The sequence below is a fragment of the Simkania negevensis Z genome (assembly GCF_000237205.1).
In the GTDB taxonomy this organism is placed as follows: domain Bacteria; phylum Chlamydiota; class Chlamydiia; order Chlamydiales; family Simkaniaceae; genus Simkania; species Simkania negevensis.
In genome coordinates, this window is the sequence record NC_015713.1 from 2,273,447 (window position 1) to 2,290,712 (window position 17,266).

The window sequence follows — 17,266 nt, forward strand, 5'->3', positions numbered from 1 at the left end:
GAAACTGCAATCACTGTTTTAAGAGCCCCCAGAAGCCTCTTGATAAATCGTGATTTTTTTCCCATCTCTAGCAAATGAAATGTCTCTAGCTCGAAAACAGTCTTCAAAAGAAGCTAATTTTTTAGATGACATCTCTTGGACCGTAATAGCAAATTGCCCGCCTGAGAGACTTGCAACAGCATCAGCATCGACGCTCGTCAAGACGAGCTCCATATTTTTTAATTCTTTGATTTTAGGAATATAGGGCATATCACTGCTCACAAAAGACAGTCCTGATAATCGCAGTTTTTCGACTTGAGCCTTTACTTCCAAATGACCTACATCTTGAAGACTTTTTGACCCACCAGCTAGATCAAGAGAGAGTTCTAAAAAGTGCCTATCAAGACCTAGGATCTCATGAAATGCTTTTTTTGAAATTTGGTTATTTCCGCTAATTCTTAAAACTTCTAGCTCTTTGCAAGATTCGACAACTCGTAAAAGATCTTTATCTGTCACTTGATGAAGGTATTGAAAAGATAGGGTTTTAAGTTGGGGCATCATTTGAGCAAGGTTTGCAAAGGTCTCAGAATCAATATTTTTGTTGTTTTGAAGGTTAAACCTTTCTAGATTAGATCCATGAGTTCTTAGGAAAAGCTGCAATACAGTAGCTGAAATGTTTGATAAAGGAGCATCTACTGCTCTAATGATCAAGTCAGATCTACCAGCAAGAGTCTCAAGCTCATCATCGGTGACTTTTGCATTTTTTACTACCCAATCACCAGAGGTTAAGCGAGTTAAGGGAAGAGTGCTACTTGAGCTTTCAGCTAGAGAGAGAACCATATATTACCCTTCAAAAATCTCATTAATGAGACATTATACCAAAACCCTTCTATTTAGACTAGCCCCCTTCCCTCCCTTCAAACTTCATTAAATCATTAATTATTAACAGGAAGAAATAAATTAAAATTAAAAAATTTAATTTAATTAATTTATTTTAATTAAACAATTTTATATAATTTTATACGGGAAATCAAAAAAAAGAAGGAATAATATGAGCGCTATCAATTACACACAAAATAATCTTTTAGGCTTAAACTCTTTTATGCAAACAGAAGAGTTTAAATCTCTTAGCACAGAGGAAAAAGAGATCTTAACACGCTATGCAGGGTTAGAAGAAAGCGGGACCTTAGACGAACGGACTGTTGTGCAAATTTCACGAGTGGATGATCCATCAATAGTAAATCGTTATTACTCGGGTGGAGGAACAGTAGGAGGTGTAGTAAAAACCCTTTACACAGATGGGGTTGAGCTCCCAATGTTTGTGGGAGGACGCCCATATTTGTTCTTCACCGATCCAAATACGCACCAGTTTTACTTCATGAAAAACCCAGACACTTTTTCTACCTCAGTTCCTGCATTAGAAGTATTAGATGTAAGCGCGAAACAGTGGGTACGCATCGATGATCTTAAGCAGCTTTTTGGACACACTTCGGATGATGAATCAAACCCTAATGCTTCTGTTAACTACCCTGGTTTAATCAAGGCTCACTTCCTCGTGACTCAATTTAACCAAGACCCAGGCAAAGTAGCATATGAACAGGACAAAATTGAGCATAAAGTTGCAGAGGAAAGTTTAACGCCTAAAAATTCTGGAGAGAAATATTATTGCGAAGAGCAAAAGAACTCCTATTGCCAAATCCATGCTGCAAATGCCTTTTTAGGGTATGGAGCTATTAGACCAAGCGCTATTGCAGAGTACGTTAAGATGAGAGCGACTGGATTTGGTCATGATCAAGTGGAAGGACTCGCTATGGGTTATGGACCTCAAGACACTAAATCTGCTGAAGGCCTATTAGATATTGAGAATGGGGTTGATCTAGGGATGGTTGTAGATTTCATGCGTCATCTTGAATCGGAGGACGAATTAAAAAAAGGAGTCAGTGTTACTAATATTGAAGTTGGAGAGCTTGCTTACACAGAAGAAAATGGTCTTGAGTTTGTAAATCATGAAACACAAACAAGACATCAAGTAGATGAAGAATTTCTTGCGGCAAGATCACGCTCAATCCTTGGCACATTTATACCTGTACATGCCAGAGCTCTCAGAAAAAACACAGATAACAGCTGGACTGAGGTTGATAGCTTCAGCCCAGGGCAAGCAGTCTCTAAAGACCTCAGAACTAAATTAATTAAAACTGTTCTTCAGCAGCAGAACGGAAACTCTAAATTAACTCTGCCTTGCGCTTTTATGTAAGTCGGAATAGAAGCGATTTTATTCGCGAAATAATCAAAGCCAGATAAGGTCATCTGGCTTTTTTATTTCAAAAAATGTTTTATTTAGATTATTAATTTGATCAAAATAACTCAAACAGTCTAATTGTAGCAATTTTATATAAAACAAAAGTTCTGATATAATATGATGAACAGGTGTTTTTATGACTAGTATAAGTTTTAAAGAAAATAATATAGATTCTCTGAACTCTTTTGTGGAAACAGAGTCGTTTGAATCGCTTTCCAACGACGAGAAGGGGGTCTTAATTCGATATAGAGCCTTAGAGCAAGCTGGAAAGCTAGACAGCCGATCTGTTGTTCAAATCTCACAATATTACGATCCGACGTATAGTCGTCGCTACCCTGGAGGTGGAACGGTAAAAGAAGCAGCAGCAGCAAATTACACAGATGGAGTCGAGCTCAAGTACTTTATGGTACAGCGCCCTTATTTATTTTTTGCCGATCCAGAGACACATGCATTTTATTTTATGAAAAATCCCAATACTCTTAGCGATGATGTGACAGCAATCGAAGTCTTAGATGTAAGTGCCAAGCAGTGGGTACAAATCGATGATGTTGAACCATTTTTTGGAAGGCCACCAGCATTTGGTGACGCTGGAACTTCAGCCGACTACCCTGGCTTGATCAAAGCTCACTTTCTTGTGGCCCAATTTAACAGAGATGAAGCTAAAATCTCGTTGGACCGAAACAAAGTTGATCTTCGTGTTGCAGAAGAAAGTCTCTCTCCTAAACCCCCTGGTGAGAAGTACTATTGCGAAGCGCAAAAAAACTCTTTTTGCCAAATGCATGCTGCAAATGCCTTTCTGGGATATGGCGCTATTAAGCCAAACGATCTTGCAGAATATATCGCAAAGAGAGCTGCTAAATTTTGCCATTCACATTTAGAAGACCCTGCTGATGGCGAATCAGCGCGTGCGTCTACAAAAAAGCTCCTAGATGGAGTCCTAGATATTGAATATGGAATTGATTTAGGGATGGTTGTTGATTACCTACGCGAACTTGAATCTGAAGGAGTTTTACGAATAAGTGTTGCGGCTATCCAAGTTGGAGATCTCTCTTATTCAGAAGAAAGAGGCCTTGAATTTGTGAATCATGTGGCTGGAACAAGACACATATTAGATGATGAATTTCTTGCAACAAAGTCACGCGCAATGCTTGGCACATATCAGCCGATTCATGCTAGCGCTCTTAGAAAAAACTCTGATGGCAGCTGGACAAGGATTGATAGTTCAGAGCCTAGTCAAAAAGTATTTGTTGATCTTAAAACCAGCCTGAAAGAGATCATCACCAGACAACAACAAGGAAATACTAAATTAAGTTTACCTTGCGCATTCCTGTAAGTTGCAATAGAAACGTCTGTATTACAGGATATTTTAAGCCAGGTAAGACAGCCTGGCTTTATTTATACTCAAACGACTTCAAAAGTTAGATTTTCGGCTGCGCGATAGCGCTTGTGGAAATAACACATGGTCTTCCTTGTGCGCATGAATCTCCATATCGATTTCCAATTGATGGAGTTTGTCAAAGATGATTTGTGCATTAGAAGAACCTGTTTGGTTAACCCGTATTTCTTTCGTAAGAGTGGCCATCTCTATCATTAAAGCATCTAATGTTTCATGCTCTTTTTCTAAGATTGCAACGAGCGCTTGAACCTGTCCCAAATCGACAATTGAGATGGGCTCTTCTATTTTACGAATCATCGGAAACAGTAAATTTTCCTCTTGAGTCAGATGGGTATTGGTTTCGATAAAAAACTGAATAAAAACGGCTTTTAAAGCATTCCATTTTGGTTGTCTTTCCCCTTCTAACTTCACCATCTTGTTTAATAGCTCTAAAATCGAAGGGAGTTCCTGACGCAGATATTCATGATGTGCTTGAATGATTTCATCAATTAAGCACGCTAGTGTCTTGTCCATGACTATATTTGAGAGCTTAACAGCGGACTTGGGCCATAACGATTTTCACCTTCTTGACCTTTTCGACAGTAAAAAACGAGAAGCACAATAGGACCAATTAGAGGGATTAAGGCAAATAAAATATTCCAACCACTTTTGCCAATATCATGAAGCCTTCGAACTGTCACAGCTAAACCGGGAATCATAAATACAAAAAAATAGAGCAATGAGCAGAGCATTTGAGTGAATGGCGAGATCCTTAAAAAGTTAATGACAATTGAACCAATGATCATTGCTAAGAAAAAAAGCCAATACTCTTTCCGACGGGCGCGCCCTCGAAAATTTCCCCAATTTTTACTAATGCAACTCCAAACATATTTCATTTCGAACCTCCGATTGATTTAGACCCAAATGACACCTATGCACGCGCATCTGAGATTTTAAGGGAATCATTGTAAAAGGAACTTTCACAATCCGTCAAGTTTGGAACTTGTTTTTTCACTTGAAATCTATCGATTGAACCGAGACAATTATTTTCTATTTCTAGAATCAAAAAAATTGCTTTATGGTAGTTCGCACACGCATTGCTCCTTCTCCAACAGGAGACCCCCATGTAGGAACCCCCTACATGGCTCTGTTTAACCTCATTTTCGCCCGCCATCACGGGGGAAAATTCATTTTACGTATCGAAGATACCGACCGGACTCGTAGCCGTATAGAATATGAAGAAAGTATTTTTAAGTCTCTTCAATGGCTTGGCATCCAATGGGATGAAGGACCAGATATCGGTGGCCCTTATGGTCCTTATCGTCAATCAGAAAGAACAGAAATCTACAAGAAGCACGTTCAAAAGCTGCTCGATGAGGGTAAAGCTTACAAGTGTTTTGCTACCGCTGCAGAGCTCAAGGAAATGCGGGAAATAGCAGCCAAGACAGGCCAAAGGTCTGGCTATGACAGGCGGTACCGCAATTTGAGTCCTCAAGAGATCGAAAAGAGAGAAAGTGAAGGGCAATCTTATACGATTCGATTGAAAGTTCCTCTAACTGGGGAATGTGAATATGATGATCTCATCAAAGGGCGAATCACCTGTCCCTGGGCCGATGTCGACGACCAAATTCTACTGAAATCTGACGGATTTCCAACTTATCACTTAGCCAACGTTGTCGATGACCATTTAATGGAGATCACTCATATTATTCGTGGAGACGAATGGATCAGCTCCACTCCCAAACATGTGCTTCTTTATGATGTCTTTGGCTGGGAGCGTCCTAAGATCATGCACATGCCCCTTCTATTAGGCGCAGATGGGAAAAAACTCTCTAAGCGGAAAAACCCAACTTCAGTTTTTTACTACAAGGAAAGTGGATATTTGCCAGAAGCCTTTGTCAATTTCTTGACGCTTATGGGTTATAGCATGTCCGATGATCAAGAAATTTATTCGCTCGAAGAGATTATCAAGAATTTTTCGTCAGATCGGATCGGCGTTTCAGGAGCATTTTTTGATGTGAAAAAGCTCGACTGGATCAATCAGCAGTATTTGATCAACTCCATTCCAGAAAATCAGCTATGGAACAAGATCCAGGAGTGGGGCTTTTCGGATGAAAAGATGAAACGACTCATGCCTCTGATTCATACTCGAATCAAGACGTTTGGAGAGTTTATTGAACTATGCGATTTTCTTTTTGTGAACCACATTCCCCATACGCATGAGCTTCTTTGTCCGAAAAATGTCTCTCCCGAAGTGAGCGCCATGATGCTACAATGCATGATTTGGAGTATGGATGCCGGAGAAAATTGGGGACGCGATGGATTTGAAAAGGCCTCACGAGAAGTTGCTGAAGCCTTTGGAGTCAATCATAAAAAAGTGATCATGCGCCTCTTGTTTGCAACCATCACGGGGCGTCATCAAGGCCCCCCTCTTTTTGACTCGGTCGATATTCTAGGCAAAGACCGGACAAGGGCACGCATTTTAAATGCCATTGAGTGTTTGGGAGGTATTTCCAATAAAAAGATGGCTACTTTAACGAATCAATGGGAAACAAAAGATTGCAGATCTTGGCTGAGCCAAGATTAATCTTCTTCAGGAACTGGAAGGATTTCTTCAATTGCTTCTGAAACAATGTAGTGCCGGTCGTAGCCGTTGGATCCACAACCGGATAAGATGATAAGCGGTAGTAAAAACAATAGCAGTCGCATGATTTTATCCTTTGTTATAGTTCTTTTAAAAAATGTCAGGAGCCCTTGTCAATGACAGAGTACAATAAAAATAATCCTTTTCCTGCAAAATTGCTGGAACGCACCCTTTTAAACCGAGAGGGTTCTAGCAAACAAACCTACCATTTGAAACTCGACCTTTCTCTTTCCCAAATATGTTACGAGCCTGGCGATGCCATTGGTATTTTCCCTGAAAACCCTCCTGCAATTGTCGATTCGATTTTAGAAGCGCTAAAAAAAACGGGGAAGGAAGAGGTCGTCGATCCGCGCAGCCAAGCAACTTTTTCTCTTAAACACTTTTTATGTGCGAAGTCGAATCTGATTCGAATCACGTTGCCGATGTTGAAACAGTTTCCTGCTTTGCATGAACTAACAGAAGATAAGGAAGCCCGCAAAGAGTTCCTTGAGCATCATGATCTTGAGGATCTGTTGACTCAGCAGCCAACCCCAAATATTTCGTTGCAAGAACTTGTCTCCTATATTTCTCCCATGCTTCCTCGCTTTTATTCAATTGCTTCCTCTCAGAGAGAAACTCCAGACTCGGTTGATCTTTTAGTTGTCACCTTTCAATATAAGCAAGGAGGCAAAATGCGTTGGGGTCTAGGTAGTCACTTTCTCTGTGATCAAGCACAAATTGGAGAAACTGTCATTCCTTCGTACCACCACCCAAATACAACATTTAAAGTTCCAAAAGACAAAAATACTTCGCTGATCATGATAGGTCCTGGAACGGGAGTTGCTCCCTACCGCGCCTTTTTGCAAGAGCGGCTAAGACAAAAAGCTTCTGGAAAAAATTGGCTCTTTTTTGGAGAGAGAATGCGTGCTTATGACTTTTACTACGAAGACTTCTTCACCGAACTTGAAGAAGCAGGCTTCTTACGTCTTGATTGCGCATTTTCACGTGACCAGCAAGAAAAAGTCTACGTTCAACATCTCATCCAAAAACACGCGACCGATATCTGGGCATGGATCCAAGATGGCTCTCATATCTACATTTGTGGTGACGCACGCCACATGGCGAAAGATGTCACAGCAACTCTGCATGACATTGTGGCAGAAAAAGGAAAGCTTTCTGATGAGGAAGCTAAGGATTTTATTCGAAAGATGCGCCAAGAAAAACGGTTACTTCTCGACGTCTACTGAAACGTTGTAACCACTGCATAGCACATGAGCCCCTCACCTTTTCCAAATGAGGTGAGTCCATCGCCTGAAGTAAACGTGATACCCACTTGATCAAGCTCCAGCTTTACGACTTCAGCAACATTTTGACGTATTTCTTCGCTCCGTTTTTGAAATTTAGGCCGTTTCCCTTCAATTGTTAAAGCAATATGTTCGATCTTTTGCCCATCGAGCGTTGCAAGGGCTTTTTCTAAATAAACACGGCTATCTGTGATGCCTTGTTTGTGGCAAAGATCAATTGCTATCCTGCCTAAGATGGGCACATGTGTGAGCGACGTGATGGCGTTGCAAATAGCATGAAACACCACATCCCCATCAGAATCAGCATCCATCCCCGGAGCATCTTCAAAAACAAGACCTGCAATGATGCATTTTTTATTTGCTCCATCAGGGAGAAATCGGTGACTATCTTGTCCTATTCCTGCTCGAAATTTCATGTGATCAATTATACTCGACTTTGCACAATTTTTAGCGAGTAGATTTAATCGATTCTAAAAAAGCAAGGTTTTCGATTGGACTCTAGATAGAAGGATTAGGAAAGTCCTCTTACAAACTTTACATTTTTTCGTGAAATTCATAGGTAGAGGCGCTATATATACTCGTGACACTTGAAACTTAGAGAATTTGACAAGGATGCTCCTCAATATTTTCATTCGGAATAAGCAACCATTGCCGAAGAGGCCTTGGCGCGAGTGAGAATGAAAATTGTGAGTTAAAGCTGACGCCGTCAAATCTCCAATTTTCAATTAGAACGAGTATATAAACGAAAAAATACAAAGTCGAGTCCTAGTGATCATATGAAAAAGTTGCACATTGGAAATGTCAATTTCGAGTGGGAACTCAAAACTCGCTCAACCCTCCCTTTTAAGCAGGCTTTTTTGGTTCACCCTAACTTCTTGCAGCTCCAATTTCTCCCTCTTCTCTATGCAGATGCAACCGACGATATCCTCGTCACCCACCTCCCCCAAAAACCCACTCCCAACCTCAAACTTATTGCTGAAACCGACTTTGCTAATGACAAACTTGAAACATGGGGATGGTCCCAAACGGCAAAAACTTGGGCTGAAAAGGTGGGTGCGATTTATGAGCCACCTCCTTTTCCTATTGTGAGAGATGTAGCGTCTAAAGTCTTTTCCTTCACACATAGTCCCAATCTACCAGGAGCAAAACTCTTCCACACACTTACAGAAGTTGAGAAATGGTTGAAAGGAGGAACTTACCCCAAAGTTCTTAAAACGTGCTATGGATTAGCAGGCAGGGGACGTTTTCTTTTGGCAACTTCTGAAGACTTTGAAAGGGCGCGTAAAAACGTGATTAAAACCTTTGAAAAAGGACACGCATTGATTGGTGAACCTTGGGTTCAACGGCTCTTGGACTTTAGCACACAATGGATGATTTCAAAAGAAGGCAAAGCCTCCTATCTCGGCGCTACCATTATGGAAAACAAGGCAAATGGACAGTATGAACGGACAATTGCAGGAGAAGAAGAAGCGCTTTTTGGAATGTATTACCGCTTCTTGAAAGACCACCTTGAAATGGTCAAAATGCCTCTTGCACATCTTGCGAAAGAAGGTTACTTCGGCCCTCTTGGAATTGATGCAATGGTCTACCGCCACCCAACTGAAATGGATGAATTGCTTCATCCCATTGTTGAATTCAATGTCCGTAAAACCATGGGATGGCTCACTCTTATCATGCGTGAGAAAAAAAAGGCTCCCTTTCTTTCACTTAGTTATGTCTCCGAAGCAGGACCAGGACTTCTACCTCACGAACTTTTTCTCGAAGGCGATGAAAAGATCTCCTTTCGAAAACAACTCAAAGCTGATATATTAAATGAATATGGAAGCGTTTAAGATTATCGGCGGTCAGCCACTCAAAGGTGAAGTGAAAGCAGCAGGGGCAAAAAATGCCATCACGAAAATGCTTGTGGCTTCTCTTCTTTCCGACAAGCGGTGTATTTTTTCTAATGTCCCCGATATTTCCGAAGTGGAAACAACAGTGAATCTATGCAAAGAAATTGGGATGGAAGTTGCATGGGATCGGGAAGCCGGCACTATAGAAGTAGTCACAAAGGAAATCAAGTCATCCTACATCCCCATGCATTTTTCAGGCGCCAATCGGATTCCTATTCTGACAATGGGGGCTCTTCTCGGTAGAACTCGCGAAAATATCATCGTTCCCACCGTTGGAGGATGTAAAATTGGAAAGCGTCCTGTCGATTTTCATATCATGGCTTTAGAAGCGCTCGGGGCAACTGTCGAAGACCGTATGATTAAAAAAGACAGAGCGTATTTTGCTCATGCCCCTGATGGTCTTAAGGGAACCCGAATCAAACTTCCTTATCCGTCTGTCATGGCAACAGAAAATGCCATTTTGGCAGCTTGCCGCGCCAAAGGTAAAACCGTGATCGAGAATGGAGCGATGGAACCTGAAGTGATCGACTTGATTCTTTTTCTTCAAAAGCTTGGAGCAGTGATTCATGTTGATGTGAACCGCAAAATTTATATCGAAGAAGCGAAACACTTTTATGAAGTGGAACATTCTGTGATTACCGACCGTATCGAAGCAGCTTCTTTTGGGATGGCTGCCATCAGCACAAAAGGACGCGTATTCGTCAAAGGGGCAAAGCAAGAACACATGATCACTTTTCTCAATAAGCTTCGGAGAATTAATGGTGGCTTTTCAGTTAAAAGCGACGGAATCGAGTTTTACCACCAAGGACCTCTTAAAGGAGGTCTTCACTTAGAAACAGACGTCCATCCAGGATTTCTCACCGATTGGCAACAGCCTTTTGTGATTCTCTTAACCCAAGCTTCTGGAAGCTCTGTTGTCCATGAAACAGTTTACGAAAATCGATTTGGCTACATCAAAACGCTGAAAGAAATGGGAGCCGACGTGGAACTCTTCACGCAATGCTTAGGAGGCCGCCCGTGCCGTTTTGGCGCACAAAACTATGAACATAGCCTGATTGTCAAAGGTCCTACACCTTTTGTTGGCAAAGAAATCGAAGTTCCCGATTTGCGCGCTGGATTTGCCTATGTTATGGCAGCACTTTTAGCACCAGAGCCCAGCACTCTTACAGGACTAAGGTATCTCGATCGAGGGTATGAAAACCTCGAAACAAAATTGCAATCGCTTGGCGCAAACATCGAGCGTGTGGGGATTCCTGCAACAGAAGAAGCTTTAATCTCTGTGTGACTTGTAAACAAATCCTCGGTCCTGTGCACGCATCGCCATATCCGTTAAAAATTCATCCACTGTCCAGCTTGAAAAGCCTGGTTTCAGCGACTCATAGTAGTAAATGGCTATCTGCCAATCCTTTTTTGCCTCTAAAGGATAATATTCAAGGACATCTACCCCTGCTAAATGAGCTGCGGCCACTTGCATCAAAGCAACAACACGCGGATTGTGCCCAGATGATCCACAACCCCAATTCCCTGTATGAATCCGGATTCTTTGAGGCTTTGCCAATGCTTTAATCTTTGAAAATGCATGATAAGATCTGTAGAAAAGGGCTTCAAGGTCTTCCTTTTTATAAGGTTTCCCAACTTGCTCTGGTAAAACTTTAGGAGCAGACATGCAAAAAATGCGACTTTCTGCTTCGTCTAGTTTAAATGCATACCCTTGGACATCATCTGTAGATCTTGATGCAAACCGTTTCCCATAGCAGTAATTCGCAAGAAAAGCCCCACGTCGTTTTGCTCCTGTGATGAGAGCAATTTCATCTTCTTTTAGAGTGCCTATTTCTGGCTTTTCATCTATCTTTCGTTTGATGTGGTAAAGGCCAGGATGCTCCATCACTTGCAATTCATCTTGGGTCAAATCCCCATCTAAACACTTTGAAAAAAGCTGTGGCGTGGAAAAATTCGCAGTCCACTCTTCTTGCAATTCTTTCGCATTAGGATAAGAGAAAAACCCTTCATGTACTTTAATTTCTCCACACTTATTCGAGAAAATTAGCAACTGCTTCACACCATCTCTTTTGAAAGGATAAATTGTTAAACGAATATTGGTATCTTCAATCCAACTTTTTCCCCCTTTCATTTTGTCATAAATCGCACTCTTATGAGAATGGAGCTTTTCGGGTTTTTCAAGTCCTGTTGTATCTAAGGTGATTGAGCGGACTTCTTTAGAAAATTCAGGGCCTTCGCTTTTTTGTTCCATAGAGCGGATTTGATTTTCAATCGAGCTTGATTCGATCAAATGCTTAAGACAGAGCAAACCAGAAGAAACAAGAGAAAAACGGTAAAAATAAGCAAATAGTACAAATACCGCAAACCGAAGCACACGTGACACTAAGAGTGCTAAATTGGGATTTGCAATCGTCTTTGAGAAATCAAAAACGTTCCGTTTTAGAGCTACAGAAGTTCCTCTGAGATCTACCACATGACCGTTCAAGAACGCTCGCACAGGCAACGTTACCAAGTCAAGGGCTTCACGAAAATACGACTTTTCATTTAGCAAATATTCGTTGGTAACAAAATAATTTGTTTGAACGGTCCCCATTTTATTTTACCCAAATTTGAAAGATGAAAGTTTAAAGAAAAATTCCATTGAAATCAAGTTATTGACTGTCGTAGGTGGCTTAGGCTAAGATTATCTCCCATTTTAACAACGAAAAGAGATACTTTTTTGGAACAGTGGCGTCAAATTCAAAAAAACAATTTTAGACATTGGAAATCTTTAGCAGAATTCTTAAAACTTGATCTTGACAAGTCTTTTTTTTCGCACCCCTATTTCCCCTTAAATTTGCCTAGACGTCTTGCGGAAAAAATTGAGAAAAAGACCTTAAACGACCCCATTCTTCTTCAGTTTTTTCCTCACCAAAAGGAAAACGTCGCCTCTCCCGGCTTTCTCTCAGATCCTGTCGAAGATACCTCTTTCCAAAAAACACCGCGTCTGCTGAAAAAATATGAGGGGCGAGTCCTCCTCATTGCTACCAGTGCCTGCGCAATGCACTGCCGCTTTTGCTTTCGACAAAATTACCCTTACAATCAGCCCCCTCTTGATTTTTCAAGAGAAATTAAAGCCATTCAAAACGATCCATCCATCCACGAAGTGATTCTTAGTGGAGGGGACCCCCTTTCACTTAGCGATCAAAGACTCGCAACACTCATAGAGAAATTAGCCACAATTCCCCATCTCAAACTACTGCGCTTTCATACCCGATTCCCCATAGGAATTCCTGAACGGATCACCTCCTCCTTTCTCGACATCTTAGAAAAAACCCGGCTACAAACCTTTTTCCTCCTTCATACTAACCACCCTCGTGAACTTGATCCTGATGTTCTTCAAGCAATGAAAAAGATTCAAAGACTTGGTATCCCGGTCCTCACTCAAACGGTGCTAATTCGAGAAGTGAATGACAACACTGCCACCCTAAAAGAACTCTTTTTAAAGCTTGCAGCAAGTGGAATTGTTCCCTATTACTTGCATCAACTCGACCGCGTTCAAGGCGCAGCCCACTTTGAGGTTTCAAGAGAAAAAGGGCTCCAATTGATTGAAGCGCTTCGCAAAGAGCTTCCTGGGTACGCTATTCCGACATATGTGCAAGAAGTCCCCCACCAAAAGAGCAAAACTCCTCTTACATACGAGGCATTGTCTTCAGCCCAAGAATGTTCAACCCCGTTTTCAGAATGCGAGCAGTGAGCTCACAGAGAACTAAGCGACTGTTTTCTTCGGGAACTCCCTCAACGCGACAGTCACGAAAGAAAGCGTGAAATTTTTCTGCCAGCTCGTAGAGATAATCGGATAACCGATTCGGTAGAAGGTCCCGATCCATTAACTCAAGGGTTTCCCCAAAGCGGCGCAAATGGAGTCCTAAAGCAACTTCAGTCGGATGCTTCAAAACAATAGGAGCAGTGAGAACAACGGCTTCAACATCTTTGCTAACTTTCCGTTTAATTCCCTGAATGCGCACATATGCATAGAGGAGAAATGCTGCTGTATTCCCTTCAAACTTCAGCATTCTGTCATAACTAAACACGTAATCCTTCACACGGTGACAAGAAAGATCAGCATATTTCACCGCATCGACTCCCAGAGTATGTGCAAGCTCCTCTATTTCTTTTGGGGTCGCATCCTCCAATCGCTCTTGCAAAATCTTTTTCGCATAATCAACAGCTTTTTGGAGTAAATCGATGAGCTTTTCAGTTTCACCTGAACGGGTTTTGAATTTTTTTCCATCGGGGCCGAGAACCACTCCAAAAGCCACATGCTCGAGCTGCACTTTTGCCGGATCGTAATATCCCGCTTTTGCAGCGCCTTGAAAAACCATTTGAAAATGGAGTTGCTGTCCTGCGTCAACAACATAGATGATCCGATCAGCTTTTTCTTCGGTCACACGATGATGCACCGCTGCAGCATCAGTTGTCGCATAATTGTATCCCCCGTCCGACTTTTGCAAAATCATGGGGAGAGGCTTATCATCTTTTGCAGTAAATCCCTCAAGGAAAACGCACTTCGCTCCATCTGAAACTTCAATGAGTCCTTTGGCTTCATAATCTTTAATCACTTGAGACAGTTTGGGGTTGTAAAAAGACTCGCCCCGCTCGACGAGTTTAACATCTAAAAAGTCGTAAATTTCTTGAAACCCAAGCCTAGAAATTTCACAAATCTTTTCCCAAGCTGCAAGAGCGGCTGGCTCTCCACTTTGCAATTCAACGACTTGAAGTTGTGCCCGTTTTTTAAATTCAGGATCCGCATCAAAGCATTTCTTCGACTCACGGTACCAGTTCATAAGCGACGGAAGGTCAGCTTTTTCGTCATTAGATAACACTCCTGCATGCTGCTCTTTCAAATAGGTAATGAGCATCCCAAATTGTGTTCCCCAATCTCCAATATGATTGAGTCTGAGCACATCATGACCTAAAAACTCAAATAGGCGGGCTAAGGCATCACCAATGACAGTAGATCTAAGGTGACCCACATGAAGTTCTTTTGCTACATTTGGCGAAGAGAATTCGACAATGATTTTCTTCTTTTCTTTAAGCGGTGGCACACCTAATCGCTCATCAGCAATCACAGCTGTAAGTTCTTTCGACAAAAAGGTGTCTGTCAAAGTGATGTTGATAAATCCAGGACCCGCTATTTCAAAAGAGTCGATCATTCCATCTTTTAGCCCTTCCCATTTCTCAAGAATTTGCAATGCGACATTGCGTGGATTTGTTTTGAGAATTTTACCCAGCTTCATTGCCGAATTGCATTGATAGTGACCAAACTTGTCCTGCGTGCTAGGTGTTATGTCTGCCGGAAGACATGACGAAATGTCTTCATCAGGGAAGCACTGCTTGAGAATTTTAGTTGCTTGATTTTGGAGCTCTGTTGAAAGATTTTCCATGACCCTCTATTCTTACTTAATCGTAATACCATTTATCAAAAATAAATTACAGAATCAGTGCTGAGGTTTTCGAGGGAAATGATACCTCAAAAAAATCAAGCTATATTCACTAAGTTATTTTTGATAAATAGTATAAGCTATTCTGCTTGGGGCAGCTCTAAATTGTCAAGAATGCTACGAAACTTGGTGGAGGAAGATATACTGGAGCAGTGAAAAGGTTCTCTTGGATTCAAGATCTGCTTCATCGAGGTAAAACCAATACCCGTGATGACTCACTGCAACAAAGGCATTTTCAGGATAGCTTTTGCTCCATCGAATCGTGATCAAGTCTCCTACCACTTGCGTCCAATCAAAAGGGACCCCTTCTTCATCAGCTGTGACGATGAGTGCTTGTAACTCGAGATCCTTAGGTGGAATTTGAACTCCTAAGCTCAAATATTGCAAGCATTCGAGGAGAGAACGGGTATAAATTCCCGATTCTACATTATGGACAAGGGTAAACTGATAGGGCGTCCGTTTCTTTTTTGTGATCTTAAGAAAATCGGCGAGCCGATCGGTTTCTTCTGTGCTTGGGGGCAGTGTTAACTGCAAAACTTTTTCATAAATAGCTGTGGATTTCGACTCTCCTTCAGCTGTTTCCTTTTCCTTGAGTAAGGCTTTGACTTCAACCTGTCTTTGAATATGAGCTTCTTGAAGTAACCCCGCAAGAGTGAGAAAATCCTTAAACTTGGGGGCAAAACGAGGGATAGGCCCTGATCGACTTTCCACATTGATATGACTTCCAAGCCGTTTGACGAGAATGCGGAAAACCTGTCCAACACCCCACCCATGGTTGATAAGCTTCTCAATCACTTCTACTTCAATAGGGGCCATGAATTGCTGAGAAAAGTTGAAACGACTCAATTCGGGATAAGTCTCGACTCCCGTTGGAATTTTCGTTGCACCATTAACGGCTGACTTGACGAAATGAGAAAATTTGCTGAGAGCGCTCCGATGATCTACAACGGTGTTATGCACCACAAAAAAAGGAGGTTCGCTGTAACGCAATCTAACGATGTTCAGTAAAAGCTCTCGATGGAGGGTATTTTGAGCTGAGTCATTATAGAGGGTCGGGTGCTCCCCGTTCTGTCCGCGTTCACAACTACTTGCAATGAGCAGCATGCATATCATCAAGAAAATCTTGAATGTTCTCATCGGCTCACCCGATTTTTTTTAAGAGCCATCCTAATAACAGCAACGATTTTTTCGCCAGTGATTATTCATGAAAGTAAAGGTCTTGCTCTCGTTTGCCGATCCCATATTTTAAGCGGTAGTCTGCTAAAGCCACTGCTGCTTCATGCGTAGAGAAATTGTTTTGATCGGCAATTTCGTAGATGGTGAGGAGTTGACGGTAAATCTGATTGACCTTATCACGTGAACGGACAGCATCATACCCTTTAGGAGAGAGTTCACAAAGGACATTAACAAGCCCTCCTGCATTAACGACAAAATCAGGAGCGTAAAGAATTCCACGGGCTGCGAGTAATCTTGCATCTGATTCTTTTAGGAGCTGGTTATTACTAGCGCCTACAACAGCACGACATTGAAGTTTTGGAATCGTCTTCTCATTGATGATCCCTCCCATTGCGCAAGGTGCTAAGATGTCACAAGGAATTTCGAGAATCTCATGAGGTTCGACAATTTTTGCACGGTATTGACGGGCAACTTGCTTTGCTTTTTCCAAATCGATATCGGTGACGATCAAATGCGCTCCAGCCCAAAAAAGATATTCCATGAGATAAGTTCCGACACTTCCAACTCCTTGAATCGCCACAGTCTTCCCCTCAAGAGAATCTGTTCCAAAAAGCCGATTCGCGGTTGCTTGGATTCCTCGAAACACTCCCCAAGCTGTATAGGGAGCGGGGTTGCCACTTCCCATTTCGTGCTTAAGACCACAAACATAGGGTGTTGTCTGACGGATCAACATGCAATCTTCAAGACCACACCCAATATCTTCTGCACAAACATACTGCCCTTTCAAACGGTCAACCGCCCGGCCAAATGATTGAAGTAGCTTTGGAGTCTTTTGAGTCTTGGAATCTGCAATGATGACGCTTTTCCCTCCGCCAAGCCCGGTTTGAGCAATCGCCGATTTATAAGTCATTCCTTTAGAAAGGCGAAGAACATCCGTCAAAGCCTCATCAAATTTTTGATAGGGATAGATACGTGTTCCACCAAGCGCTGGTCCGAGTGTGGTGTTGTGAATTGCAATGATTGCCTGCAATCCCGAGGAAGAATCCTCAACCTTGACAACTTTTTCATAGCCCGGTACCTCGAGCACCTCTTCCAGAATCCCCATACATCTGTCTCCAGCTAAAATTTGCCCAAA

General features: G+C 41.9%; 16 protein-coding genes. 7 read left to right on the plus strand and 9 right to left on the minus strand.

The features are described 5' to 3' along the window. Positions 1-18 precede the first annotated feature (18 nt). Complete coding sequence (locus SNE_RS11090; protein ID WP_013944533.1) at positions 19-819, minus strand: leucine-rich repeat domain-containing protein; 801 nt, start codon at positions 817-819, stop codon at positions 19-21. 211 nt (positions 820-1,030) lie between these two features. Here SNE_RS11090 and SNE_RS11095 point away from each other — a divergent pair, with 211 nt between their 5' ends. Together SNE_RS11095 and SNE_RS11100 are read left to right on the plus strand one after the other, a co-directional pair. Further along, positions 1,031-2,233 carry a hypothetical protein gene (locus SNE_RS11095; protein ID WP_013944534.1) on the plus strand — a complete coding sequence of 401 codons (1,203 nt, stop codon included), beginning with the start codon at positions 1,031-1,033 and terminating at the stop codon, positions 2,231-2,233. Positions 2,234-2,465: 232 nt separating this feature from the next. Continuing rightward, on the plus strand, positions 2,466-3,611 hold the full coding sequence (locus SNE_RS11100) for a hypothetical protein (protein ID WP_231919509.1): 1,146 nt from the start codon (positions 2,466-2,468) through the stop codon (positions 3,609-3,611). 78 nt (positions 3,612-3,689) lie between these two features. Here SNE_RS11100 and SNE_RS11105 read toward each other — a convergent pair whose 3' ends face one another. Then, entirely contained in the window at positions 3,690-4,187 is a 498-nt protein-coding gene (locus tag SNE_RS11105; RefSeq protein WP_013944536.1) for a hemerythrin domain-containing protein, read from the minus strand. 2 nt (positions 4,188-4,189) lie between these two features. Beyond that, complete coding sequence (locus SNE_RS11110) at positions 4,190-4,549, minus strand: DUF805 domain-containing protein (protein ID WP_013944537.1); 360 nt, start codon at positions 4,547-4,549, stop codon at positions 4,190-4,192. A gap of 182 nt (positions 4,550-4,731) precedes the next feature. On the opposite strand from SNE_RS11110, the gene gltX reads away from it, so the two are divergent. Further along, the gene (gene gltX / locus SNE_RS11115) at positions 4,732-6,240 is read left to right on the plus strand and encodes a glutamate--tRNA ligase (protein WP_013944538.1); all 1,509 of its coding nucleotides are present in this window, start codon (positions 4,732-4,734) and stop codon (positions 6,238-6,240) included. On the opposite strand, the gene SNE_RS13490 is transcribed toward gltX, so the two are convergent. After that, positions 6,237-6,362 carry a hypothetical protein gene (locus SNE_RS13490; RefSeq protein ID WP_013944539.1) on the minus strand — a complete coding sequence of 42 codons (126 nt, stop codon included), beginning with the start codon at positions 6,360-6,362 and terminating at the stop codon, positions 6,237-6,239. The genes gltX and SNE_RS13490 overlap by 4 nt on opposite strands. 51 nt (positions 6,363-6,413) lie before the next feature. Between SNE_RS13490 and SNE_RS11120 the strand changes: the two genes are divergently transcribed. Then, positions 6,414-7,523: a diflavin oxidoreductase gene (locus tag SNE_RS11120; protein ID WP_013944540.1), complete on the plus strand. Its 1,110-nt coding sequence runs from the start codon at positions 6,414-6,416 to the stop codon at positions 7,521-7,523. Here SNE_RS11120 and ispF read toward each other — a convergent pair. Further along, on the minus strand, positions 7,517-7,996 hold the full coding sequence (gene ispF, locus SNE_RS11125; RefSeq protein WP_013944541.1) for a 2-C-methyl-D-erythritol 2,4-cyclodiphosphate synthase: 480 nt from the start codon (positions 7,994-7,996) through the stop codon (positions 7,517-7,519). The two genes, SNE_RS11120 and ispF, sit on opposite strands and share 7 nt — an antisense overlap. A gap of 360 nt (positions 7,997-8,356) precedes the next feature. Between ispF and SNE_RS11130 the strand changes: the two genes are divergently transcribed. Beyond that, positions 8,357-9,412, plus strand: coding sequence for a hypothetical protein (locus tag SNE_RS11130; RefSeq protein WP_013944542.1), 1,056 nt, complete (start codon positions 8,357-8,359; stop codon positions 9,410-9,412). Continuing rightward, positions 9,399-10,757 carry a UDP-N-acetylglucosamine 1-carboxyvinyltransferase gene (murA, locus tag SNE_RS11135; RefSeq protein ID WP_013944543.1) on the plus strand — a complete coding sequence of 453 codons (1,359 nt, stop codon included), beginning with the start codon at positions 9,399-9,401 and terminating at the stop codon, positions 10,755-10,757. The genes SNE_RS11130 and murA overlap by 14 nt, the downstream gene beginning before the upstream one ends. On the opposite strand, the gene SNE_RS11140 is transcribed toward murA, so the two are convergent. Beyond that, a complete protein-coding gene (locus tag SNE_RS11140) occupies positions 10,743-12,065 on the minus strand; it encodes a poly(ADP-ribose) glycohydrolase (RefSeq protein WP_013944544.1) in 1,323 nt (440 codons plus the stop codon). The genes murA and SNE_RS11140 overlap by 15 nt on opposite strands. Positions 12,066-12,191: 126 nt before the next feature. On the opposite strand from SNE_RS11140, the gene SNE_RS11145 reads away from it, so the two are divergent. After that, positions 12,192-13,208, plus strand: coding sequence for a KamA family radical SAM protein (locus SNE_RS11145; protein ID WP_013944545.1), 1,017 nt, complete (start codon positions 12,192-12,194; stop codon positions 13,206-13,208). Here the strand turns inward: SNE_RS11145 and argS are convergent. From argS to SNE_RS11160, 3 genes are all read right to left on the minus strand, one after another. Continuing rightward, positions 13,144-14,898: an arginine--tRNA ligase gene (gene argS / locus SNE_RS11150; RefSeq protein ID WP_013944546.1), complete on the minus strand. Its 1,755-nt coding sequence runs from the start codon at positions 14,896-14,898 to the stop codon at positions 13,144-13,146. The genes SNE_RS11145 and argS overlap by 65 nt on opposite strands. 174 nt (positions 14,899-15,072) lie before the next feature. Continuing rightward, positions 15,073-16,092, minus strand: a complete 1,020-nt coding sequence (locus SNE_RS11155) for a hypothetical protein (protein WP_148259016.1) — start codon at positions 16,090-16,092, stop codon at positions 15,073-15,075. Positions 16,093-16,153: 61 nt separating this feature from the next. Further along, positions 16,154-17,236, minus strand: a complete 1,083-nt coding sequence (locus SNE_RS11160) for a Glu/Leu/Phe/Val family dehydrogenase (RefSeq protein WP_041419093.1) — start codon at positions 17,234-17,236, stop codon at positions 16,154-16,156. Between the last annotated feature and the right edge of the window lie 30 nt (positions 17,237-17,266).